Raw genomic sequence first — 21,926 nt, 5'->3', positions numbered from 1 at the left:
CCGCATTGAAGGACAAAACATGTTCAATACCCACTCTGTTGAAATCGAATGGGCCGGCCGCCCGCTGAAGCTGGAAACGGGCAAGATCGCTCGCCAGGCTGACGGCGCCGTTCTCGCCACCTATGGCGAAACCGTCGTTCTCGCCACCGTCGTTTCGGCCAAGGCGCCGAAGCCGGGCCAGGACTTCTTCCCGCTGACCGTCAACTACCAGGAAAAGACCTACGCTGCCGGCAAGATCCCGGGCGGCTATTTCAAGCGCGAAGGCCGTCCTTCGGAAAACGAAACGCTGGTTTCGCGTCTGATCGACCGTCCGATCCGCCCGCTCTTCCCGGAAGGCTACAAGAATGACACGCAGGTCGTCGTCACCGTCGTCCAGCATGACCTCGAAAACAACCCGGACATCCTGTCCATGGTTGCGACCTCGGCCGCGCTGACGCTGTCGGGCGTTCCCTTCATGGGCCCGATCGGCGGCGCCCGCGTTGGTTACATCAACGGCGAATACGTCCTGAACCCGCATCTCGACGAGATGGACGAGTCGGTTCTGGACCTCGTTGTTGCCGGCACCCAGGACGCCGTCCTGATGGTTGAATCGGAAGCCAAGGAACTCAACGAAGAAGTCATGCTTGGCGCCGTCATGTTCGGCCACAAGGGTTTCCAGCCGGTCATCGACGCGATCATCAAGCTCGCCGAAGTCGCCGCCAAGGAACCGCGCGATTTCCAGCCGGAAGACCATTCAGAGCTCGAAGCCGACATGCTGAAGCATTTCGAAGCTGAGCTTCGCGAAGGCTACAAGATCACCCAGAAGGCTGATCGTTACGCTGCCATCGACGCCGTAAAGGCCAAGGTCAAGGCACACTACTTCCCGGAAGGCGAAGAGCCGAAGTACACCGCTGAAGTCATCGGTGCGATCTTCAAGCACCTGCAGGCCAAGATCGTTCGCTGGAACATCCTCGACACCAAGAGCCGCATCGATGGCCGCGACCTGTCGACCGTTCGCGCGATCACGTCGGAAGTCGGCATTCTGCCGCGCACCCACGGCTCGTCGCTGTTCACCCGCGGTGAAACGCAGGCGATCGTTGTTGCCACGCTCGGCACCGGCGAAGACGAACAGTATGTCGACAGCCTGACCGGCATGTACAAGGAGCGCTTCCTGCTCCATTACAACTTCCCTCCCTACTCTGTTGGTGAAACCGGCCGCATGGGTTCCCCGGGCCGCCGCGAAATCGGTCACGGCAAGCTCGCATGGCGCGCTATCCGTCCGATGCTGCCGTCGGCTGAACAGTTCCCCTACACGCTGCGCGTCGTCTCCGAGATCACAGAATCGAACGGCTCGTCCTCGATGGCAACCGTCTGCGGTACTTCGCTTGCTCTGATGGATGCCGGCGTTCCGCTGGCAAAGCCGGTTGCCGGTATCGCCATGGGCCTGATCCTCGAAGGTGACCGTTTTGCGGTTCTCTCCGATATCCTCGGCGACGAAGACCACCTCGGCGACATGGACTTCAAGGTAGCCGGTACTGCCGACGGCATCACCTCGCTGCAGATGGACATCAAGATCGCCGGCATCACCGAAGAGATCATGAAGGTCGCGCTTGCCCAGGCACAGGGCGGTCGTACCCACATCCTCGGCGAAATGGCCAACGCCATCTCCGAAGGCCGTTCGCAGCTCGGCGAATTCGCACCGCGCATCGAAGTGATGAACATCCCGGTCGACAAGATCCGTGAAGTCATCGGTTCGGGCGGCAAGGTCATCCGCGAAATCGTCGAAAAGACCGGCGCCAAGATCAACATCGAAGACGACGGCACCGTCAAGATCGCCTCGTCCTCTGGCAAGGAAATCGAAGCGGCCCGCAAGTGGATCCATTCGATCGTTGCAGAGCCGGAAGTTGGCGTGATCTATGAAGGTACCGTTGTGAAGACCGCCGATTTCGGCGCCTTCGTCAACTTCTTCGGCGCCCGCGATGGCCTCGTGCACATTTCGCAGCTTGCTTCTGACCGTGTTGCCAAGACCTCGGACGTGGTCAAGGAAGGCCAGAAGGTCTGGGTCAAGCTGATGGGCTTCGATGAGCGCGGCAAGGTTCGCCTGTCCATGAAGGTCGTCGACCAGGCAACCGGCCAGGAAATCAAGAAGGCCGAAGGCGAAGCAGCCGAGTAAGCTTTCGCTGATCGCAAGATCGAGGCGCGGGAGCATTGTCTTCCGCGCCTTTTCTTTATTGTCCCGAGAACAACACCGCTCCCCAAATTCCCAAGGTCCGACATCATGAGCCGAGACGCCCTCAAGACGCTTTTCCATCCCTTTGCTACCGATGCGGTGCCAATGCCGGGCGAGGGCGAGCGTGTGCTCTTCCTCGGTGCCGAGGCCGGACATGTGAAGCCGTCTGAGTTTCTGGGCGATATCACCGCCGTGCAGCCCTTCCGGCCGCTTTTCCGCGCATTGGGCGACAACGCCCTCCCGGAAGCGGATGGCGAGGACTATGATTTCGGTCTCGTGCTCTGCGGCAAGCATCGCGGCGAAAACGAGAACCGCATCGCCGAAGCTCTGGCCCGCGTGAAGGTTGGCGGCATCATCGTCATTGCTGGCGGCAAGGAAGACGGCATCCAGTCGCTTCGCACCACGCTGCTGAAACTTGGCATCATTCTCGACTACGCGCCCAAATATCATGGCGTCGCCATCTGGTTCGGCCGCCCGGAAGACGCATCCGCCAGCATCAAGGCGCTCCGCAAGACCGCAGGCATGGTCGAGGGGCGCTTCGAGACCATTCCCGGCATCTTCTCCCATGATCACGTCGATCCGGGCTCTGAGCTGCTCGCAAGCCGCCTCCCGAGCGATTTCGACGGCAACGCCGCCGACTTTGGCGCAGGCTGGGGTTACCTCTCCGTCATGCTGGCCGAAAAGTCTCGCCGCACCAACCGTATCGACCTGTTCGAGGCCGACTGGCAGGCGCTGGAATTCGCCAAGCGCAATCTCGCCGGCAATTGCCCGGACCTCGCAGCCCGTTTCTTCTGGCAGGATCTCGGCGCGGAGCCGCCGAAGGAAAAATACGATCTGGTCATCATGAACCCGCCCTTCCACGAGGCACGGGCGGCAGATCCCGAGCTCGGCAAGGCGATGATCCGCACGGCAGCCGGATCGCTGCGCAGCGGCGGCCAGCTGCTGATGGTGGCCAATCGTGGCCTGCCCTACGAGCAGGTTCTGACGGAAAATTTCCGCGAAAGCGGCGAGACCTGCCGCAACGCGCGCTTCAAGGTGCTTTGGGCACGCAAATAAAGGTTTGTCCGCCGACTTGCCAATATCACCAAACGCATTCTAGGGTTGTGTTCGGTGGTGTTGGGGGGACAGCATGCGCACGACGGTTTGCAGTCTCGTGGGTCTGCTTGTTGCAGCAATGCCCGCTCGTTCGGACCAGACGACAAATTCCTGGGAGTGGTTCAATGCCGCCGAATTCTATCAGGAACCGGGTCCAGGACATGGCGCTGATCCTGGCAGGGTCGCGCGTTATTTCCGCATAGCGGCCGAAAAGGGCAATCCCGTCGCTGCGTTCAAACTGGGCGAACTTTACGAGCATGGCACAGGCGTTTCCAAGGATCCTGTCCAAGCCTTCACCTGGTACATGAGATCGGCTGCCAGAAACGACAAGCACGGCCAGCTCAAGGTCGGGTGGTGCTATCAGAAGGGGATTGGCGTGCAAGCCGACCCCGCGATCGCGGCGATCTGGTACCGCGTGTCTGCCGATAACGACAATATATGGGCCTACCATATGCTTGCCTTCATGCTCGCCGACGGTGAGGGCGTAAAGAAGGATGTGGCGCTGGCGCGGCGTTATCTTGAGCGCAGCCTCCCGAAAACAAAGGATCATTGGGCCAAGTGGAAGCTGGCGCATCTTCTGGCCGAGGAAGATCCCAAGAGAGCAAAAGCTCTTATGAAGGAAGCAGCGGCCGCGGGAAACCGCCAGGCGGCCGAGGAGATAACGAAAAGCCCATAATCCGGCCGCTTCAATTCCGAGCGCGCAGCGCCGATCGGAAAGGACGGACGTGTCATGCCGCGCGATCGGCTGCGGCGGCGTCGATTACGTCCAGTGCGCGATGACGATTTCTCGAGCCCGAAACGCAAGTGGCGTGCGCATTCCGATGCACACGCCACTTCCCAGAGCTAGGCTATGACCTTACTCGACGTCTGCCTTGCGCAGCTTGTCCAGCGTCGGCAGCGAGGTGATGCTGTAGCCCGCATCTACGTAATGCACTTCGCCGGTCACGCCGCGCGACAGGTCGGAGAGCAGGTAGAGCGCCGAGCCGCCGATATCCTCAATGGTCGCGGTACGGCGCAGCGGCGCATTTTCCTTGTTCCAGGTGTAGATCGCCCTGGCGTCCGAAATGCCCGCGCCGGCAAGCGTGCGCACGGGGCCTGCGGAGATCGTGTTGACGCGGATATCCTTCGGACCGAAATCGGCGGCGAGGTAGCGCACGGAAGCCTCAAGAGCCGCCTTGGCAACACCCATGACGTTGTAGTTCGGAATGACGCGCTGCGAGCCGTTATAGGTCAATGTCAGCATTGAGCCGCCATTCACCATCAGCGGCGCCGCACGCTTGGCGATCTCCGTGAAGGAGAAGCACGAGATGACCATCGTGCGAGAGAAGTTTTCGCGCGTGGTGTCGGCGTACTGACCCTTCAGCTCGTTCTTGTCGGAAAAACCGATGGCATGAACGATGAAATCGAGGGAGCCCCAGCGCTCCTTGATGGCATCAAAGGTCGCGTCGACCGACGCGATGTCTTCGACGTCGCACGGAATGACGAAATCGGAGCCGACTTCGGTCGCCAGCGGTTTTACGCGCTTTCCCAGCGCATCGCCCTGATAGGTGAAGGCCAGTTCTGCGCCCTGCGCCGAGAGCGCCTTGGCAATGCCCCAGGCGATGGAATGGTTGTTAGCAACGCCCATGATCAGGCCGCGTTTGCCCTGCATGATACCGGTCATGGGATTATCCGTTATAGCGCTGGAAGACGAGCGTGGCATTGGTGCCGCCGAACCCGAACGAGTTGGAAAGGACGGTGTCGATCTTGGCATTGTCGATACGCTCACGCACGATCGGAACGCCGTCGAATTCAGGATCAAGGGTCTGGATATGTGCGCTCTCGCCGATAAAGCCGGCCTGCATCATCAGCAGGCCATAGATCGATTCCTGCACGCCCGCGGCACCCAGCGAATGTCCGGTCAGCGACTTGGTCGACTGGATGTGCGGGATCTTGTCCTTAAACACTTCGCGGATAGCGCCGATTTCCTTTGAATCGCCGACAGGCGTCGAGGTGCCGTGGGTGTTGATGTAATCGACATCGCCCTTCACCGTCGACAAAGCCTGACGCATGCAGCGAATGGCACCTTCGCCCGACGGAGCCACCATGTCGTAACCGTCCGAAGTGGCGCCGTAACCGGTGATTTCGGCATAGATTTTGGCGCCGCGGGCCTTGGCATGTTCCAGTTCTTCGAGAACCAGAACGCCGGCACCGCCTGCGATGACAAAGCCGTCGCGGTCGACATCGTAGGCGCGCGAGGCGCTCGGTGCGTTGTCGTTGTATTTCGAGGACATGGCGCCCATGGCGTCGAACAGGTTCGACATGGTCCAGTCGAGATCCTCGTGGCCGCCGGCGAACATGATGTCCTGCTTGCCCCACTGGATCATTTCAGCGGCATTGCCGATGCAATGGGCCGAAGTCGAGCAGGCCGAGGAGATCGAATAGTTGACGCCGTGGATCTTGAACCAGGTGGCAAGTGTGGCGGACGCTGTGGACGACATCGCCTTCGGCACGGCAAACGGGCCGATGCGCTTCGGGCTGTTGTTCTTGATCGTGATGTCGGCGGCTTCGATCAGCGTGCGGGTGGAAGGACCGCCCGAACCCATGATGATGCCGGCACGCTCGTTCTGAGCGTAGTCCTTCTCCTCAAGGCCACTGTCTGCAAGCGCCTGCTTCATCGCGACGTGGTTCCAGGCACCGCCCTGGGACAGGAAGCGCATGGCGCGGCGATCGACGAGATCCGTCGTATCGATATCCGGCTTGCCCCAAACCTGGCACTTGAAACCGTGCTCGGCAAAATCAGGGGAAAAGGAAATGCCGGATTTTGCCTGACGCAGGGATTCGGTGACTTCGCCAGCGTCGTTACCGATCGAGGACACGATCCCCAGGCCCGTGACTACTACCCGTCTCATGTGATCAAACCCTTGTTGTGTTCGCAGACCGCCGGTTAAGGCGGTTCAGGCCGTCTTGTCTTTGGACAGACCGACGCGCAGGTCGGTTGCCTGGTAAATGGTTTCGCCGTCGGCCTTCAGCCACCCATCGGCGGTGCCAAGCACGAGGCGGCCCTTCATGACGCGCTTGAAATCGATGCCATATTCCAGAAGCTTGGTATCCGGCCGGATCATGCCCTTGAACTTCACTTCGCCGGTGGAAAGCGCCATGCCGCGGCCTTCTTCACCCAGCCATCCGAGGAAAAAGCCAGTCAGCTGCCACATGCCGTCAAGGCCAAGGCAACCTGGCATGATCGGATTGCCTTCGAAATGGCAGGGGAAGTACCAGTCATCCGGACGCACATCGTATTCGGCGCGGATATAGCCTTTGTCGAAGGCGCCGCCGGTTTCGGAGATATCCGTGATGCGGTGGACCATCAGCATGGGCGGCAGCGGCAATTGCGCATTGCCGGGTCCGAAGAGTTCACCATGTGCGCAGGCGAGGATTTCCTCGTAGCTATAGCTGGACTGTCGGGTTGCCATCAGGATTATCCATTACTCCGTCTGTCGCGGCCGTCCGAATCTCTAAACCTGGATCGGCACATAAATATCGGAGCCGCCTCAACCGGTTTAACACCGATCCATAGGAAATGCCCCATTCGATCACGTCGGCATATAGGAAGCGAAGCCGCCAAACCAGAGGCGTTTCGGCCAAAAATGCGTTTTTTCACGGAGGCAATGCGGGTCTGGAACGCCTGCGGCTGACGCAATTAGACGCGCTATTGAAACCGCTGCTGGCTAAAGTTATATCGAATGTTGGACTTTACAGGATTTCGCGGGAGTTTGCTTACATGATGGCTGAAGCCAGCATGGACGTCGAGACAAGATTGCGGGTATGCGGGCTGCGTCCGACGCGGCAACGTATCGCACTCGCCGATCTCCTGTTTGCCAAGGGCGATCGTCACCTGACTGTCGAGGAACTGCATGACGAGGCGACTGCTGCCGGCGTGCCGGTTTCGCTGGCGACAGTTTACAACACCCTGCACCAGTTCACCGAAGCCGGGATGATCCGCGTCCTCGCTGTTGAAAGTGCCCGGACCTATTTTGATACCAATACGTCCGACCACCATCACTTCTTCGTCGAAGGTCGCAACGAGGTTCTCGACATTCCGATCAACAATCTGGCGATCGAAAACCTGCCGCCTGCGCCGGAGGGAATGGAGATCGCCCATGTCGACGTCATCATCCGGCTGCGCGAAAAGAAAGACTGATCCAGCCTCTTGATGGTGGTCAGTGTGGCGCAAGAACCAATCGGCATTGTTTAGAAAGCCTGCCGGCCGAATCATCGGTGTGCATGGTCGTCTTCACGCCTGCTGATCCGGGGTTGTTTCCATGAAATTTCTTTTCGCCGTCCTTGCCGTTTCGTTGTTGACGGTGGCGGCACCTGCCTCGGCCCAGCAGAAATTGCTGAGCGATCCGGAAATCTACGAGAAGGACCATTTCCGCAAGCAGTGCGCTGCCGTCGAATTCGCGCCCGATTTCATCACTCGTCTGGATATCAACAATGACGGGTTGATAGATGCCGTCTCCAATCACGGTGCCTATACGTGCGACGGCACAAAGGGTCCGGCCTGCAACGAAGAAGGCTGCCCCTATAATTTCTATCTGCAGGTGAAGGAGGGCGGCTATTTCATGATCGCCACGGCCCGCATCTTCTCCTACGACTTCATCAAACGTTTTGGAAATATGGTCTTCGTCTTCAAGATGGCGCCGAAATATTGCGATAGAGCCGGTGGTGCGCCCTGCGAAATGACGGTGCGGGTGCGCGGCACCAAATTCGTGACCATTTCCAGGAAATAATTTCGAGCACAAGCCGGCGAATAGACCTGAGCAGGACTACCTGTCTAGCCCAACCCATGCATCGCATCAAAGCTCAGGCGGTGCCGCTGCGTTAGACCACGGTTTGAGACGCTTCGGCTCGAAGATCAGGAGCGCGCGGAAGCGCCGGCCGGTAAGGGTGCGCTCGCCACTCGACGGGTCGCCGCTTCGTAAAAACTCGTCAGCAGCTCAAGCATTTCCGTTGTCGCCTGCAAGGTCGTGTCGGATTTCTCGATCCGCTGGATCATCGACACGAGCAGGTTTTCGCGCACCGCGCGGTAATCCTGGGTCAACTGTTCGCCCGCAGGCGTCGGCACGTAAAGCGTATCCTTCCGCGACCGTCCCTTGACGCGTTCGATCATCCTTAGAGACTGAAGTTTCTTAATGGCATACTGGACGTTTGCCGTGTCTTCGCGGCCCAGCAATCGACAGATTTCGCTGAGGCCCTTGGGCCTTTGACGGTAGCGGATCGTATGCAGAACGGCGGTTTCCAGACCGCTGATGCTGGTGCCGGCAAGATCGCTGCTGCATTCCGACTGCCAGCGCAGAAAGGCTGCGGAGATGCGCCAGAGCGACCATTCGAACGCCGTCAGGGCGTCATCCGAAACGGTCATGACCGTCAGGTCTTCGGCCGCGCCCTCGGCACCCGGTATGTCGTTCATCGGAATTCTCCACGCAGCATGCGCGGTATATTGCATCAAGTTTTAAGAAAATACAGTCGGTTTTGAAGTGAAAAAACTCGGCGTTATTGAATTTCTAGCGTCAGGTCTGCCCCGGGGTCGGAAACCTACCTGTCGACGGCTTGAGCAATACATTGAAGCATCGCCGGACGCGATGTGCATCGTCACTGAAACCTGCGGCTGACATGGGCGCAGCCCTTTAGGCCAAAACGCCAAGGCTGATCGATTGCCTTTGAAATGCCGATACGCCTGCCGACATCGATGATGGGCGCTGTCGCTGGAAGATCGATTGAAAAAGGGGGCCGCAACAACGGCATCCCATTCTGTTCGATGCCGATGCCAAGGGCCTGACATAGGCGTCCGGGCCCGGAACAGAGAAGCAACGGGTCTGTCCGGCCGCGTCGGACCTCCATTTCAGCAAGGCCGGAAACGGGCTGCAGGGCCCGAACCAGCACCGCGCTGCCCGACCGGCACACGAAATTGAGGCACCAGTGGATGCCGTAGGAACGGTACACGTAAACATGGGCTGGCGGGCCGAACATGATACGGTTGCGCGGTGTCATGCCCCGAAAGCTATGGGAGGCCGGATCGTCCGGCTCGTAGGCCTCTGTTTCGACGATGATGCCGCCGCATCCGTCATAGGCCAGTTCGGCGCCGATCACATCCCGCGCCACGTCTACCGATGACCGGTCAAAAAATTCCACGTCCGTCATGTCTCACCGTTTCGATCACGGCAGGAATGCCGGCCCGCCCTGCGGTCCCGGCAAGGTCCTGCCCGTCATGCGCCGGGAATTGCATTACCGGCACCGTCGAACCGGTGCAGGCGGCTTCTGTCCGGCGTTGCAAAGACGATATCCTCGGCCTGATAACGGTGTTCGCCGAACAGTCGCACCGTAACGAGGCCAGCGATTTCGGTCTCGATGTAGAGAATGGTATCGGCACCCAGATGTTCGGCATGCATGACCCTGCCCCGCCAGTCGCCACTTTCCCGCGACAATGCAATATGTTCGGGACGGATGCCGACGGTCTTGGCCTGTGGCTCATTCAAACGTTCGGCTTCGATGAAATTCATCTGCGGAGACCCGATGAAGCCGGCAACGAAGGTATTGGCCGGTCTGTTGTAGAGTTCCATCGGCGAACCGACCTGCTCGATCGCCCCGGCGTTCAGCACCACGATCTTGTCGGCGAGCGTCATCGCTTCCACCTGGTCGTGGGTTACATAGATCATCGTCGCCTTCAATTGCCGATGCAGGCGGGCGATCTCCAGCCGCGTCTGTACGCGCAGCGCCGCATCGAGATTGGATAGCGGTTCATCGAAGAGAAACAGTTTCGGCTCGCGCACGATGGCGCGGCCGATGGCGACGCGCTGGCGCTGGCCGCCCGAAAGTTCGGCAGGGCGTCGCTCCAGATAGGGTCCGAGCGACAGCATGCGGGAAGCCTCGCTGACGCGGGTCTGGATTTCCTGCTTCGGCGTGCCGGCCTGTTTCAGGCCAAGACCCATATTGTCCTTGACCGTCAGGTGCGGATAAAGCGCGTAAGACTGGAACACCATGGCGATGCCGCGTTTGGCCGGCGGCACGGACGCAACCTCGTCGCCATCGATCTGGACGCTACCGCTTGTTGCATCCTCGAGGCCGGCGATGACCCTGAGAAGCGTTGATTTTCCGCAGCCGGACGGGCCGACAAAGATCACGAACTCGCCGTCTTCGACGACGAGATCGATGCCCTTGAGGACTTCGTGATTGCCGAAGGCCTTTCTAATGGCGGTCAGTTTCAGAGAACCCAAGAGCCTATTCCTTCACGTGATCTCAAAGGCGAACCGGTTGACCGGTACGCACGCTTTCATCGGCCGCCAGCGCGATACGCAGCGATTGCACCGCGTCACCCATATGCCGCGTCAGGTCAATATCTTCGCGGATCGCCTTCAGCATATAGGCCTGTTCCAGATCGCAGAGTTCCTGATGGCCGGGTTCGCCGTCCATCTTCAGATCTTCATCGGGCTTGAGAAATCCGCCATCCGGCCCGGTTTCGGCGCGGTGCACGCGGATGACGGATGTTTTCGTATGCGTGTCGATATCGGCTGACCTGGCGTTTTCATCGACCCTGATCGATACCGACCCTTTCGGTGACATCACGTCCTTCACGAAAAACGCCGTCTCCGACATCATCGGTCCCCAGCCGGCCTCATACCAGCCGACCGAACCGTCTTCGAACAAGACCTGCAGATGACCGTAATTGTACATGTCCTCGGCAATCTCGTCGGACATGCGCAGACCCATGCCGCGCACTTCGACGGCGCGCGCATCGGTAATCTGGCACATCACGTCGAGATAATGCACGCCGCAATCGACGATGGGTGCGGTTGTCTTCATCAATGCCTTGTGTACGTCCCAGTGCGCACCCGACGATTGCTGGTTGAGATTCATGCGGAATACATAAGGTGGGCCGAGTTTGCGTGCCTCTGCGATGAGCCGTATCCACGAGGGATGGTGACGCAGGATGTAACCGACAACCAGCTTTCTGCCCGCTGCCTTGGCGGCAGCCACAACGCGCTCGGCATCGGCAACCGTCGTTGCCAGCGGTTTTTCCAGAAACACATGGGCGCCTGCCTCGAATGCCTGGATGGCATAGGCCGCGTGGCTGTCGGAATAGGTGTTGATCGAGCAGACATCCGGTTTCAGGTCGGAAAGCGCCGTTTCGAAATTGTCGAAGAAAGGGTAGTCACCGAGTTCTGCCGGCAAATCAGGCTTGCTTCGGTTCACAAGGCCAACAATCTCGAAGCCGGGATTGTTGTGATAGGCCAGCGCATGGCTGCGGCCCATATTGCCGAGCCCGGCGACCAGAACGCGAAGTGGAATGTTTGAAGTCATTTGACGGCTCCCGAGGTAATGCCGCGGATCAGCTGGCGTGAGAAAATGACGTAAAGAACAAGAACCGGCAGGATGGCGAGCGAGAGTGCGGAAAGCACCGCATTCCAGTTGGTCACGAACTGGCCGATAAACATCTGCGCGCCCAGTGTCACCGTCTTGGTTTCCTCACCCGGGGCGAGAATGAGAGGGAACCACAGGTCGTTCCAGATCGGGATCATGGTAAATACGGCGACCGTCGCCATGGCGGGGCGCACCAGCGGCAGGACGAGGCGGAAGAAGATCGCATATTCGGACAGTCCGTCGATCCGCCCGGCATTCTTGAGATCATCGGAAACGGTCCGCATGAATTCCGACAGGATGAAGATGGCAAGCGGCAGTCCTTGCGCGGTATACACCAGAACCAGCGCCGTCAGCGTGTTGACGAGGCCTGCGGCCACCATGCCCTGGAGGATTGCGACGGTGCCAAGACGGATAGGGATCATGATGCCGAGCGCCAGATAAAGGCCCATCAGCAGATTGCCGCGAAAGCGATATTCGGAGAGCGCAAACGCCGCCATGGCGCCGAACAGCAGAACGAGTGCGATCGACAGCACGGTGACGATCAGGCTGTTCTGGAAATAACCGAAGAAATCCCCCTGTGCGAGCACCGTCTGGTAACCGACGAGATCGAAGGTAGAGGGCGTCGGGATCGCCATCGGATCGCGAAAGATGGCATTGCGGCTCTTGAACGAATTCACCAGCGTCAGAAACACCGGAAACAGCGCAATCAACGTGTAGCTGATCAGAGCGAGGTGGATCAGTGCGCTGCGGACAAGCGAAGTACGCGCCTTGGTCATGATCGCCTCCTTTTAGAACTGGTAACGGCGCATGCGCCGCTGGATGACGAAAAGATAAAGCGAGACGCCGGCGAGGATGATCAGGAACATCACGGTGGCGATGGTCGCGCCCATGGAGCGGTCGCCCATCTGGTTCTGGAACCCGAAGAAGGTGCGGTAGAGCAGGGTGCCGAGAATATCGGTCGACCCGTCGGGACCAGCCAGTGCCCCCTGCACGGTGTAGATCAGGTCGAAGGCATTGAAATTGCCGACGAAGGTGAGGATCGAGATGATGGCGATCGATGGCAGGATCAGCGGCAGCTTGATCTTCCAGAACTGGCTCCAGCCGGTAATGCCGTCACATTCGGCGGCTTCCACCACCTCCTCGGGAATATTGAGCAGCGCCGCATAGATCAGCATCATCGGAATGCCGACATATTGCCAGACGGAAATAAGCGACACGGCGATCAGCGCGCTATCGGGCCGGCCGAGCCAAGGCGCGAACGCCCATTTCAGCCCGACAAGGTCCATCATTCCCGGCGCGATGCCCCAGATCGGCGAGAGAATCAGTTTCCAGATGAAGCCGACGATGACGAAGGACAAGAGCGTCGGCACGAAGATGGCGGTGCGATAGAAGGTGGCGAATCTGAGTTTCGGCACCGACAGCATGGCGGCGAGCGCGATGCCGACCGGGTTCTGCACCAACATATGGATGACGAAAAATATCAAGTTGTTGCCGAGCGCATTCCAGAAGCTGGCTGAAAGCCGCGGATCGGAAAACAGCGTGGTAAAGTTGGAAAGGCCGACAAACGCCGTCTGTCCGTCGACGAGATTGTAGAGCGACAGCCGCAATGTCTCAATCAGCGGCAGGATCATGATCGCCGTATAAACAAGCACGGCGGGCGCAAGAAACACGGCGATATGCCAGCGGACGGGGCGCTTGATTGGCGCGATCGCAGGATCGGCGGTGTTGGTGTCGCTCATGATGTGAACTCTGCGTTGCATGTGAGCCGTCATCCTCGGCTTGTCCCGAGGATCTGACCACGTTCATGATCTAAGGCCGTTGCAGATCTTCAGGACATCCTTGGGGTTAAACCCGAGGACGAGGAAGACGAGTGAGAGGTTGATGAGCCTTGTCGAAGGGCGAACGGAGGCTGGTGATCAGCCTCCGTAACCTTCGCTCATTCTCACTTCGCCGGCTTGTACCAGCTGTCGAGACCCTTCTGGGTCTCTTCGGCAGCCTGGTCCGGTGTCTGCGTGCCATTGATGACATTGGCCGACACACGCCACATTTCCAGATCGAGGTTCGGCTTGCCGCGGCCGACGATGGCCGCACTCGGGCGGATGGTCGGCTTGCAATTCTGGCGCCATGAGACGAATTCCTGCGCCAGCGGGTCTTCCATCTTCACCGCCGTCGAGTTCAAGCTGAAGAAGCCGGGCAAGGCATTGGCGTAAAGCGTCGCGAATTCCGGAGAGGCGACCCAGGCGAGGAATTTCTTGGCAGCTTCCGGGTTCTTGCCCTTGGCGTTGAGACCGATGCCGATGTCGTTATGGTCGGAAATGTAGCAGGTATCGCCGGCCTTCTTTACCGGCGGCGGGAAGGCGCCCATTTCGAAATCGGCCTGTGCCTTGAACGGCGCGATTTCCCACGAACCGGCCGGATAGATGGCGGCACGGCCGAGCGTGAACAGGTTCTGGCTGTCCGGATAGGTCTGGGCCTCGAAACCATCGCCGAGATACGGCTTCCACTTGGCAAGCGTCTTATAGGGCTCGACCCAGTCTGCATCGGTGAGTTTCTGGGTGCCGGCGATCAACGCCTTGCGGCCTTCCTCGCCCTTCCAGCTGTTCGGGCCGATATTGTAATAGCCCATGGTGGCGGCTTCCCACTGGTCCTTGGTGCCCATGGCCATCGGGATATAGTTGCCGTCGGTCTTGATCTTTTCGAGCAGGGCGAAGAATTCGTCCTCGGTCTTCGGCACCTCGACCTTCAGCTCTTCAAATGCCTTCTTGTTGTAGATAAAGCCGTGAATGACCGATGCCATCGGCACGCAGAACGTGGTCTTGCCGTCATCGGTGGTCCAGGCGGATTTCGCCGTGTCGGAGAAATTCTTGATCCCGTCGAGGTCGTTCAACGCGACGAGCTGGCCCTTTTCGAACATGGCGAGCGAGAGATCGAACGGGCGGCAGGTGATGAGATCACCCGCCGTGCCGGCTTCCAGCTTGGCATTGACGGCCGAATTGTATTCGGTCGGCGCCATCGGCGCGAACGTCACCTTGATGCCTGGGTTCTTGGCCTCGAAGGCGGGGATCAGCTTTTCCTGCCAGATCGACAGGTCGTCGTTGCGCCAGCTTTCGATGGTCAGCGCGGTATCGGCAGCCTGTACGGTGCCGGCCAGTGCCGCAGGCACCAGCACGGTCGTGGCAAGCATCAAACCTTTAAGCATGCGGGTCATGACGTTCTCCCGGTTATTGCGCCCGCGGGCGCGTTTTTCAGTTCCCAGTTATTATCTCTCGAACTCGGTCAGCGCCTGCCGCAGCACCTGCCCCGAGCGGGCAAGCGCTTCCTGCGCCGCCTCGGTATTTTCTGCGCCGGCTGCCAACAGCACGGCTATCTTCACCGAGCCGTCGGCACTTTGCATCCGTGCGACCGCGGCATCCATATCGATGCCGGCGATTTCGGAAACGATACGCGTGGCGCGGATGCGCAGCTTTTCATTGTCGGCCCGCACATCCACCATATGTCCATCATGCACGTGACCGAGCTTGATGGCGGTCAGTGTCGACAGCATGTTGAACGCGATTTTCTGCGCGGTGCCGGCGCCCATGCGGGTCGAGCCGGCCACCACTTCCGGCGGCGTTGCCAGTAAAACGGCCACATCGGCCACGTCAAACAGCGGAGCACCGGCATTATTGGCCAAGCCGATTACCTTTGCGCCACGGGAGACCGCGATTTTTGCGATAGTGAGCGAATAGGGTGTCGAACCGCTGGCGGTGACACATATCACGCAGTCATTGGCGGCAATGGAAGCGGCGTCTCGCTCGGCCAGGGCGACGTCGTCTTCCGGCCCGCCGGCAAGATCGGTCATGCTGGCAAGCCCACCGGCCATCAGTACGACGATCCGGTCGCGGGCAATGCCGTAGGTGCCGGGCAGTTCGAGCGCATCTGCCATGGCCATCAGGCCGGAACTGCCTGCGCCGACATAGATCAGCCGTCCACCATTGCGCAGAGCATTGGCCGCTAGGGCGGCCGCCTCAGCAATTGCCGGAATGGCATCCGTTACTGCCTGCGCCGCAGCCTGCTGGCCTTCCGCAAGCAGCCGCAACACCGTAGCCGGCTCAAGCTGATCGAGCCCGATCGCACTGTCATGACTGGCTTCGGTGGCGTTTTTGCTCATCCGATTTCTCCCTCGGAAGAAATGATGCCAAAAAAATACCAATTGTCCAGACGCAAATTAACGAACGCCAAAGTTGAGTGAGGACGGTGTTGAGACTATGCGAAAATCGTTCACAATTTCAATGAATTAAACTCTATCGAAAATGCTCATCCCAAATCCCGCTTGGCTATTGGTACTTTTTTGGTATGGTTTTGATCGGAGGTGCTTATGCCGGACTATATCATCGGGATCGATGGCGGGGGAACCAGCTGCCGCGCGGCGGTGGCGGATGCCGACGGCCGCATTCTCGGTCGCGGCAAGAGCGGCGCCTCCAACATCCTGTCCGATCCCGACAATGCACTGCGCCATATTGAGGAGGCTGCACGTCTGGCGTTTCGCGATGCCGGTCTGTCGGAGGATCTCGTCGGATCCTCTTCCGCTCTTCTCGGGCTTGCCGGCAACAATGTCGGCGATGCCGTCAATTATGTTCTCGCTCGCCTGCCGTTTCAGCGCTCCAAAATCGTCAATGACGGGCTGATAGCGCTGCAGGGGGCTGTCGGTAATGAAGATGGCGCCATTGCCATTCTCGGTACGGGCACGATCTGCCTGGCACGTCGCGGTGATAAACTCACCTCTATCGGTGGCTGGGGGTTTCAGGTCAGCGATCTTGGCAGCGGTGCGCGGCTTGGCCATGCCGCCTTGCAGGAATGCCTGCTGGCCCATGACGGCGTTCGCCCGGTGACGCCGATTTCTGCCGAACTGCTCGCGGAATTCGGCAATGATCCCGAGCAGGTGGTCGGCTTTGCCCGCAAGGCCAGCCCGGGCGAGTTCGGCCGTTATGCGCCGCGCGTCTTCTTTGCCGCCGAACGCGGGGATGAAACGGCATTGCGCATTCTTCACGCAGCCGCTGGCGAAATCGATGCCGCGCTCGATGCCGTGGCCGTCGTCATGCAGGGGAAAGGCCGACTGTGTCTGCTCGGTGGGCTCGCCGCGCTTTATCCAGCCTACCTGGCGCCACGTCATCGGGTCCACCTCACCGAGCCCTTGGCCGATGCCTTGACTGGCGCCGTCTCGCTTGCCGTCTCCGAACTGACCTTGCAAGGGGCGGCCCGGTGAGCGAAGCGCTGTCCGTCATACTGCCGCTCGACGGCTTTCAGGTGGCAAGTGCCGGCCCGCTTTATCTGAAACTGCGCCAGACGCTGGAAGATGCCATCCGTTCCGGCCGGCTCGCGCACGGTGCCGCTCTGCCGGCCGAACGGGATCTTGCGGATTACGCCAGCGTCAGCCGAGTGACCGTGCGCAGGGCAGTGGACGATCTGGTCAAAGACGGCCTGCTGCTGCGCCGCCACGGTTCCGGCACGTTTGTGGTCAAGCCGGTCTCGCGGGTGGAGCAGCCGCTTTCCCATCTGACCTCCTTCACCGAGGACATGGCGCGGCGCGGTTTTGCTACCCGGTCCGAGTGGCTGGAGCGCGGCCTTTATCATCCGTCGCCCGAAGAAAGCGTCATGCTCGGCCTTGCCCCCGGCACTTTGGTGGCCCGCATCGGCCGACTGCGTATCGCCAACGACATGCCGCTTGCCATTGAACGCGCCAGCCTGTCCGCCGAATTCCTGCCCGACCCCGCGCGCGTCACTACCTCGCTCTATGCCGAGCTGGAAAAGACGCGTACGCGCCCGATCCGTGCCATCCAGCGCATCTCTGCCTGCAATGTAAAGAACCCCGATGCCGGGCTCCTGCAGATGTCGGTCGGCGCCGCCGGTCTGTCGATCGAAAGGATATCCTATCTGGGTTCCGGCCGGGTGGTCGAGTTCACGCGCTCCCTCTATCGGGGCGATGCCTATGATTTCGTGGCCGAGCTGACGCTCGGGGACCGCTGAAGACGGAGAGCACGATGCCTACCCAGACCCATATGCGCCGTGAGATCGATGAGATCCCTGATGCTGTCGCCCGCCTTCTTGATCGCTCTGCACGGGACCTGAAAGTCGCAGGCCTTGCTCTGCGCGAAAAGGATCCGGCTTTCCTGGTTACCATCGCCCGTGGTTCCTCCGATCACGCCGCCACCTTCCTCAAATATGCAATCGAACTGACGGCCGGATGCCCCGTCGCCTCGCTCGGTCCCTCGCTTGCCTCCATTTACGGCGCCAGGCTGAAATTGGCCGGTGGCGCCGCGATTGCCATTTCCCAATCCGGCAAAAGCCCGGACATTGTCGCCATGGCAGAAGCGGCCACCGCTGCCGGTGCGGTCACGGTGGCGCTGTCCAATAGCCTGCCGTCGCCCATCGCATCCGCCGCCACCCACGCGATCGATATTCAGGCCGGACCGGAGCTTGCTGTTGCCGCCACCAAATCCTTTGTCAATTCCATCGTTGCCGGCCTGGTGCTCCTCGCCGAATGGACCAATGATGCCAGCCTGCGCAGCGCGCTCCAAGACCTGCCGGATGTGTTCGGCAAGGCCGTCGCCCTGCGATGGGACGACTTCGCTGCCGGGCTAGGCGATGCCGAATCGCTCTACATGCTCGGTCGCGGACCAGCTCTTGCAATCGCCAGCGAAGCGGCGCTCAAGTTCAAGGAAACCTCCAACATGCATGCCGAAGCCTATTCGGCAGCCGAAGTCCTGCATGGTCCGGTAGCGCTGGTGGAAGACAGGTTTCCGCTCCTTGCCTTTGCCGCACGCGATGCGGCGGAAAGCTCCGTCGTCGAGATCGTCGACAGCCTGGCCGGCAAACGGGCGCTCGCCTTCGCGACATCGGACAATATCAGGGCCGCGTGCAAGCTGCCTTTCGTGGCAACGGGCCATCCCCTGACCGACGCACTCGCCTTGATCGTGCCCTTCTACGGGTTTGTCGAATCCTGGTCGCGCAGCCGCGGTTTCAATCCGGACGCGCCGGCGGCCCTGAAGAAGGTAACGGAAACACGATGACCAAGAAGGCGTATCTGGGCACGCGTATTTTCGATGGCGAGACGTGGCATGATGATTCAGCCCTCATCGTCGCCGGCGGCAAGATCGAAGCCATCATGGCGGTGACGCTACTGCCGGAGGATGCGGAGAAAGTTTTTGTCGACGGCGGCCTGCTTCTGCCTGGTTTCATCGACCTTCAGGTCAATGGCGGTGGCGGTGTCATGCTCAACGATGAGCCGACCGTCGCGGGCCTGTCGCGTATCTGCGCGGCCCATGCGCGTTTCGGCACGACGGCACTGTTACCTACGCTGATTACCGATAGGCCGGAAATCACCCGCGCCACCGTTGAGGCCGGCAAACAGGCGAAGCGTGATGGCGTCCCTGGTTTCCTCGGTCTTCATTTGGAAGGTCCACACATTTCCGTTGCCCGCAAGGGAGCACATGACCCTTCGCTGATCCGCTCGATGGACGAGGCCGACCTCGATCTTCTCCTGTCCTCGGCACAGGATCTCGATGTTCTGCTGACAACGATCGCACCGGAAAATGTCACCACGGCGCAGGTCGCAAAGCTGGCGGGCGCTGGCATCGCCGTCAGCCTCGGCCATACCGAAGCAGGCTTCGAGACGGCTAGGCGTTATGAGGAGGCCGGTGCGCGCATGGTGACGCATCTCTTCAATGCCATGAGCCCGCTTGGCCATCGCGAACCTGGACTAGTCGGTGCGGCACTGGACAGCACGGTCCTCCATTGCGGCCTGATCGCGGACGGCATCCACGTCGTTCCATCGTCCATGGCCATCGCGCTGCGCGCAAAACGGGGCGCGGGACATGTTTTTATCGTCACCGACGCCATGTCGCCGATCGGCACCGATATCACTCGCTTTACCCTCAATGGCCGCGAGATCCTGCGCAAGGATGGCCAGCTGACATTGGCGGACGGCACGCTTGCCGGCGCCGATATCGACATGTTGTCGTCGGTTCGTTTCGTGCACGAGACGCTCGGCTTGCCGCTCGAGGAAGCCGTCCGCATGGCGACAGTCTATCCGGCGGAAGCCGTCGGCATTTCGCACAAGGGCACCTTGCTGGCCGGCATGGATGCGGATTTCGTGCTTCTGAATGACGACCTTTCGATGAACGCCACCTTCATCGGCGGCACCTGTGTGCATCGACAATAGCCGCTTTTGTCCGGGCCGCACCAGTGTTATTGGCAGGCGCATGTGCGCCATCCCGGAGAATACGGAAAGCCGAACCTGCGGCACCTGCACGCTCTGCTGCCGGCTGCCCGATATCTCGTATTTCGACAAGTCGGCGAATGCGTGGTGCACGCACTGTATCGAAGGGCAGGGCTGTTCGATCTATGAGAACCGTCCGGCACTCTGCCGCGACTTTCTATGTCTCTGGCGCACGGATGATTCGCTGCCCGCCGAATGGGACCCGGCACTCTCGAAAATGATGATTTACCAGCAGGGACCGCAGATCACTGTTCTTGCCGATCCCGATCATCCGGACTTGTGGCGCAGCGAGCCCTATCGCAGCCAGCTCGAATCATGGGCGGCGAAAGCCGAGCCATCGGGCGGCTACGTGATCGTGTTCTGCGGGGAAGAGGTGTACAAGATCTGACACAAAAGAATGTCGGAAATCTCGTATCAGCTGAAAAGTGTCTGGGAAAATTGGTGGAGCTAAGCGGGATCGAACCGCTGACCTCTTGCATGCCATGCAAGCGCTCTCCCAGCTGAGCTATAGCCCCATCAGGGTGGTCCGGTGTTTCCGGTCCTGGGAAACTCCCTCGGCGCGTTCGCTTCGGGAGTGGCGGCTAAGTACTTCCTGTTTCCGGGAAGCGCAAGCCGAAAAATGCGGCCCGGCAAAAAAATCTTGGCCGGGCCGCGTTTTAGTGAAGGTCAGCCTTCGTCGTCGTCGCCGCCGACGCCAATGATGTCGGACATGTCGTCGTCATCGTCTTCCTCGGTTTCCAGGAAGGTGTCGTCGTCGTCGCCTTCGATCTCGACGTCGTCATCGCCGAGGTCATCCGGGATGTCGTCATTGCCGGCGCCGTCGTCGTTGTCGTCATGCGAAACCAGTTCGGCCTCGTTGTTTTCGGTGTCGACTTCCTGAACGTCCTCTTCCTCGGCCTGTTCCATGATGGCGGCAGCCGAGTTCTCTTCGAAGAAGGACAGCGGCCAGGACTTGCCGCTATAGGGCGAGACGACCGGGTCGCGATTGAGGTCGTAGAATTTCTTGCCCGTATCCGGGTCTACACGTTTGGTGCCAAGTTCCGCTTTTGCCACTGTCGAAAGCCTCGTGAGAATGGGCCGAATGGTATCGGCAATGCCGCTTGGTGCGGTCGTCATATTCAGGTGAAAATGCTTAGCCGGTCCCCATAATCGTTGTCCATGGGCATGTCAAAGGCAAACTTGATCGGCAAATCCCGGCCAGGCGCCACATTGAACGGTGACCCCCATGACAGCGCGTGCTAAGGCGGCGGAAATCCCGCTTCGGCAAGATCAGGAGGACGTCGTCGCTTGAAACAGATCACGATCGCCATCGATGGACCGGCGGCTGCCGGCAAAGGCACGCTCTCACGCCGCCTGGCCGAAACCTACGGCTTTCACCACCTCGATACGGGACTGACCTATCGCGCTACGGCCAAGGCGCTGATCGATGCCGGCCTGCCGCTCGACGACGAAACGATTGCCGAACAGATTGCGCTTAAAATCGACCTTGCCGGCCTCGATCGCTCCGTGCTGGCAAGGCATGAGGTCGGGGAAGCCGCCTCGAAGATCGCCGTGATGCCTGCGGTTCGCCGGGCGCTGGTCGAGGCACAGCGGACTTTTGCACGAAGGGGACCGGGGACGGTGCTCGACGGGCGCGATATCGGCACGGTGGTCTGTCCCGATGCGGCAGTCAAACTATATGTCACCGCCTCGCCGCAAGTGCGCGCGCGTCGCCGCTACGACGAGATCGTCGCCAACGGACAGGTGGCCGATTACGATGCTATCGTCGAGGATGTGAAGAAGCGCGACGATCGCGACATGAACCGCGCCGACAGCCCTCTGAGGCCTGCGGAGGATGCGGTCTTGCTAGATACCTCGGAAATGAGTATAGAGGCCGCGTTTCAGGCGGCTAAACGCATCGTCGATGCTGCCCTGAATTGAGACTTGATGGCCGCTGGTTTTCCGGCAGCCGGCATGCCCCGCAGTTCC

23 protein-coding genes and 1 tRNA gene are annotated in these 21,926 nt (G+C 60.0%); 11 read left to right on the top strand and 13 right to left on the bottom strand.

Annotation, left to right across the window (positions count from 1 at the left end; translation table 11 throughout):
• Nucleotides 1-19 precede the first annotated feature (19 nt).
• From pnp to ACQKKX_RS14705, 3 genes are all read left to right on the top strand, one after another.
• Nucleotides 20-2,152: a polyribonucleotide nucleotidyltransferase gene (pnp, locus tag ACQKKX_RS14715; RefSeq protein WP_427571578.1), complete on the top strand. Its 2,133-nt coding sequence runs from the start codon at nucleotides 20-22 to the stop codon at nucleotides 2,150-2,152.
• Between the two features lie 105 nt (nucleotides 2,153-2,257).
• On the top strand, nucleotides 2,258-3,265 hold the full coding sequence (locus tag ACQKKX_RS14710) for a class I SAM-dependent methyltransferase (protein WP_427571577.1): 1,008 nt from the start codon (nucleotides 2,258-2,260) through the stop codon (nucleotides 3,263-3,265).
• Between the two features lie 73 nt (nucleotides 3,266-3,338).
• Entirely contained in the window at nucleotides 3,339-3,980 is a 642-nt protein-coding gene (locus tag ACQKKX_RS14705; protein WP_427571576.1) for a tetratricopeptide repeat protein, read from the top strand.
• Nucleotides 3,981-4,160: 180 nt separating this feature from the next.
• Here the strand turns inward: ACQKKX_RS14705 and fabI are convergent, their stop codons facing one another.
• The 3 genes from fabI to fabA are packed head-to-tail and all read right to left on the bottom strand — an operon-like array spanning nucleotide 4,161 to nucleotide 6,756.
• Complete coding sequence (gene fabI, locus ACQKKX_RS14700; protein WP_427571574.1) at nucleotides 4,161-4,967, bottom strand: enoyl-ACP reductase FabI; 807 nt, start codon at nucleotides 4,965-4,967, stop codon at nucleotides 4,161-4,163.
• 4 nt (nucleotides 4,968-4,971) lie between these two features.
• Nucleotides 4,972-6,195, bottom strand: a complete 1,224-nt coding sequence (gene fabB, locus ACQKKX_RS14695; protein ID WP_427571572.1) for a beta-ketoacyl-ACP synthase I — start codon at nucleotides 6,193-6,195, stop codon at nucleotides 4,972-4,974.
• 45 nt (nucleotides 6,196-6,240) lie between these two features.
• Nucleotides 6,241-6,756 carry a 3-hydroxyacyl-[acyl-carrier-protein] dehydratase FabA gene (gene fabA / locus ACQKKX_RS14690; protein WP_427571571.1) on the bottom strand — a complete coding sequence of 172 codons (516 nt, stop codon included), beginning with the start codon at nucleotides 6,754-6,756 and terminating at the stop codon, nucleotides 6,241-6,243.
• 311 nt (nucleotides 6,757-7,067) lie between these two features.
• On the opposite strand from fabA, the gene irrA reads away from it, so the two are divergent.
• Nucleotides 7,068-7,484 carry an iron response transcriptional regulator IrrA gene (irrA, locus tag ACQKKX_RS14685; RefSeq protein ID WP_427571616.1) on the top strand — a complete coding sequence of 139 codons (417 nt, stop codon included), beginning with the start codon at nucleotides 7,068-7,070 and terminating at the stop codon, nucleotides 7,482-7,484.
• A gap of 121 nt (nucleotides 7,485-7,605) precedes the next feature.
• Complete coding sequence (locus tag ACQKKX_RS14680) at nucleotides 7,606-8,073, top strand: hypothetical protein (protein WP_427571570.1); 468 nt, start codon at nucleotides 7,606-7,608, stop codon at nucleotides 8,071-8,073.
• Nucleotides 8,074-8,198: 125 nt separating this feature from the next.
• Here ACQKKX_RS14680 and ACQKKX_RS14675 read toward each other — a convergent pair whose 3' ends face one another.
• The 8 genes from ACQKKX_RS14675 to ACQKKX_RS14640 all read right to left on the bottom strand — a co-directional run bounded on the left by ACQKKX_RS14675 (nucleotide 8,199) and on the right by ACQKKX_RS14640 (nucleotide 15,851).
• Nucleotides 8,199-8,753: a winged helix DNA-binding protein gene (locus ACQKKX_RS14675; protein ID WP_427571568.1), complete on the bottom strand. Its 555-nt coding sequence runs from the start codon at nucleotides 8,751-8,753 to the stop codon at nucleotides 8,199-8,201.
• 182 nt (nucleotides 8,754-8,935) lie between these two features.
• Nucleotides 8,936-9,484, bottom strand: a complete 549-nt coding sequence (locus tag ACQKKX_RS14670) for a DNA-3-methyladenine glycosylase (RefSeq protein WP_427571567.1) — start codon at nucleotides 9,482-9,484, stop codon at nucleotides 8,936-8,938.
• A 65-nt stretch (nucleotides 9,485-9,549) separates the two neighbouring features.
• The gene (locus tag ACQKKX_RS14665; RefSeq protein WP_427571566.1) at nucleotides 9,550-10,557 is read right to left on the bottom strand and encodes an ABC transporter ATP-binding protein; all 1,008 of its coding nucleotides are present in this window, start codon (nucleotides 10,555-10,557) and stop codon (nucleotides 9,550-9,552) included.
• A 22-nt stretch (nucleotides 10,558-10,579) separates the two neighbouring features.
• Nucleotides 10,580-11,641 (bottom strand): Gfo/Idh/MocA family protein, encoded by a 1,062-nt coding sequence (locus ACQKKX_RS14660; protein ID WP_427571564.1) that lies wholly within the window; start codon nucleotides 11,639-11,641, stop codon nucleotides 10,580-10,582.
• Nucleotides 11,638-12,477, bottom strand: a complete 840-nt coding sequence (locus ACQKKX_RS14655) for a carbohydrate ABC transporter permease (RefSeq protein WP_427571563.1) — start codon at nucleotides 12,475-12,477, stop codon at nucleotides 11,638-11,640. Before ACQKKX_RS14655 ends, ACQKKX_RS14660 begins: the two co-directional genes overlap by 4 nt.
• Before the next feature lie 12 nt (nucleotides 12,478-12,489).
• The gene (locus ACQKKX_RS14650) at nucleotides 12,490-13,440 is read right to left on the bottom strand and encodes a carbohydrate ABC transporter permease (protein ID WP_427571562.1); all 951 of its coding nucleotides are present in this window, start codon (nucleotides 13,438-13,440) and stop codon (nucleotides 12,490-12,492) included.
• A gap of 203 nt (nucleotides 13,441-13,643) precedes the next feature.
• Nucleotides 13,644-14,909, bottom strand: a complete 1,266-nt coding sequence (locus ACQKKX_RS14645) for an ABC transporter substrate-binding protein (protein WP_427571561.1) — start codon at nucleotides 14,907-14,909, stop codon at nucleotides 13,644-13,646.
• A 51-nt stretch (nucleotides 14,910-14,960) separates the two neighbouring features.
• Nucleotides 14,961-15,851, bottom strand: a complete 891-nt coding sequence (locus tag ACQKKX_RS14640; RefSeq protein ID WP_427571559.1) for an N-acetylmuramic acid 6-phosphate etherase — start codon at nucleotides 15,849-15,851, stop codon at nucleotides 14,961-14,963.
• Between the two features lie 207 nt (nucleotides 15,852-16,058).
• Here ACQKKX_RS14640 and ACQKKX_RS14635 point away from each other — a divergent pair, with 207 nt between their 5' ends.
• The 5 genes from ACQKKX_RS14635 to ACQKKX_RS14615 are packed head-to-tail and all read left to right on the top strand — an operon-like array spanning nucleotide 16,059 to nucleotide 20,346.
• Nucleotides 16,059-16,946 (top strand): BadF/BadG/BcrA/BcrD ATPase family protein, encoded by an 888-nt coding sequence (locus ACQKKX_RS14635; protein ID WP_427571557.1) that lies wholly within the window; start codon nucleotides 16,059-16,061, stop codon nucleotides 16,944-16,946.
• Nucleotides 16,943-17,707: a GntR family transcriptional regulator gene (locus ACQKKX_RS14630; RefSeq protein WP_427571555.1), complete on the top strand. Its 765-nt coding sequence runs from the start codon at nucleotides 16,943-16,945 to the stop codon at nucleotides 17,705-17,707. The genes ACQKKX_RS14635 and ACQKKX_RS14630 overlap by 4 nt, the downstream gene beginning before the upstream one ends.
• Nucleotides 17,708-17,721: 14 nt before the next feature.
• A complete protein-coding gene (locus tag ACQKKX_RS14625; RefSeq protein ID WP_427571553.1) occupies nucleotides 17,722-18,750 on the top strand; it encodes an SIS domain-containing protein in 1,029 nt (342 codons plus the stop codon).
• Complete coding sequence (gene nagA, locus ACQKKX_RS14620) at nucleotides 18,747-19,901, top strand: N-acetylglucosamine-6-phosphate deacetylase (RefSeq protein WP_427571552.1); 1,155 nt, start codon at nucleotides 18,747-18,749, stop codon at nucleotides 19,899-19,901. The genes ACQKKX_RS14625 and nagA overlap by 4 nt, the downstream gene beginning before the upstream one ends.
• A 40-nt stretch (nucleotides 19,902-19,941) precedes the next feature.
• Nucleotides 19,942-20,346 carry a hypothetical protein gene (locus tag ACQKKX_RS14615; protein ID WP_427571550.1) on the top strand — a complete coding sequence of 135 codons (405 nt, stop codon included), beginning with the start codon at nucleotides 19,942-19,944 and terminating at the stop codon, nucleotides 20,344-20,346.
• 51 nt (nucleotides 20,347-20,397) lie between these two features.
• On the opposite strand, the gene ACQKKX_RS14610 is transcribed toward ACQKKX_RS14615, so the two are convergent.
• Both ACQKKX_RS14610 and ACQKKX_RS14605 read right to left on the bottom strand, forming a co-directional pair.
• Nucleotides 20,398-20,473: transfer RNA gene (locus ACQKKX_RS14610), tRNA-Ala, on the bottom strand.
• A 151-nt stretch (nucleotides 20,474-20,624) separates the two neighbouring features.
• The gene (locus tag ACQKKX_RS14605; protein ID WP_427571615.1) at nucleotides 20,625-21,011 is read right to left on the bottom strand and encodes a TIGR02300 family protein; all 387 of its coding nucleotides are present in this window, start codon (nucleotides 21,009-21,011) and stop codon (nucleotides 20,625-20,627) included.
• 234 nt (nucleotides 21,012-21,245) lie between these two features.
• Here ACQKKX_RS14605 and cmk point away from each other — a divergent pair, with 234 nt between their 5' ends.
• Nucleotides 21,246-21,878 carry a (d)CMP kinase gene (gene cmk, locus ACQKKX_RS14600; RefSeq protein ID WP_427571549.1) on the top strand — a complete coding sequence of 211 codons (633 nt, stop codon included), beginning with the start codon at nucleotides 21,246-21,248 and terminating at the stop codon, nucleotides 21,876-21,878.
• The last annotated feature ends 48 nt before the right edge of the window (nucleotides 21,879-21,926 follow it).

Origin of the sequence: Neorhizobium sp. NPDC001467 (assembly GCF_050275975.1) — a bacterium.
GTDB lineage: Bacteria > Pseudomonadota > Alphaproteobacteria > Rhizobiales > Rhizobiaceae > Neorhizobium.
This window is presented reverse-complemented; position numbering and strand designations above follow the sequence as displayed.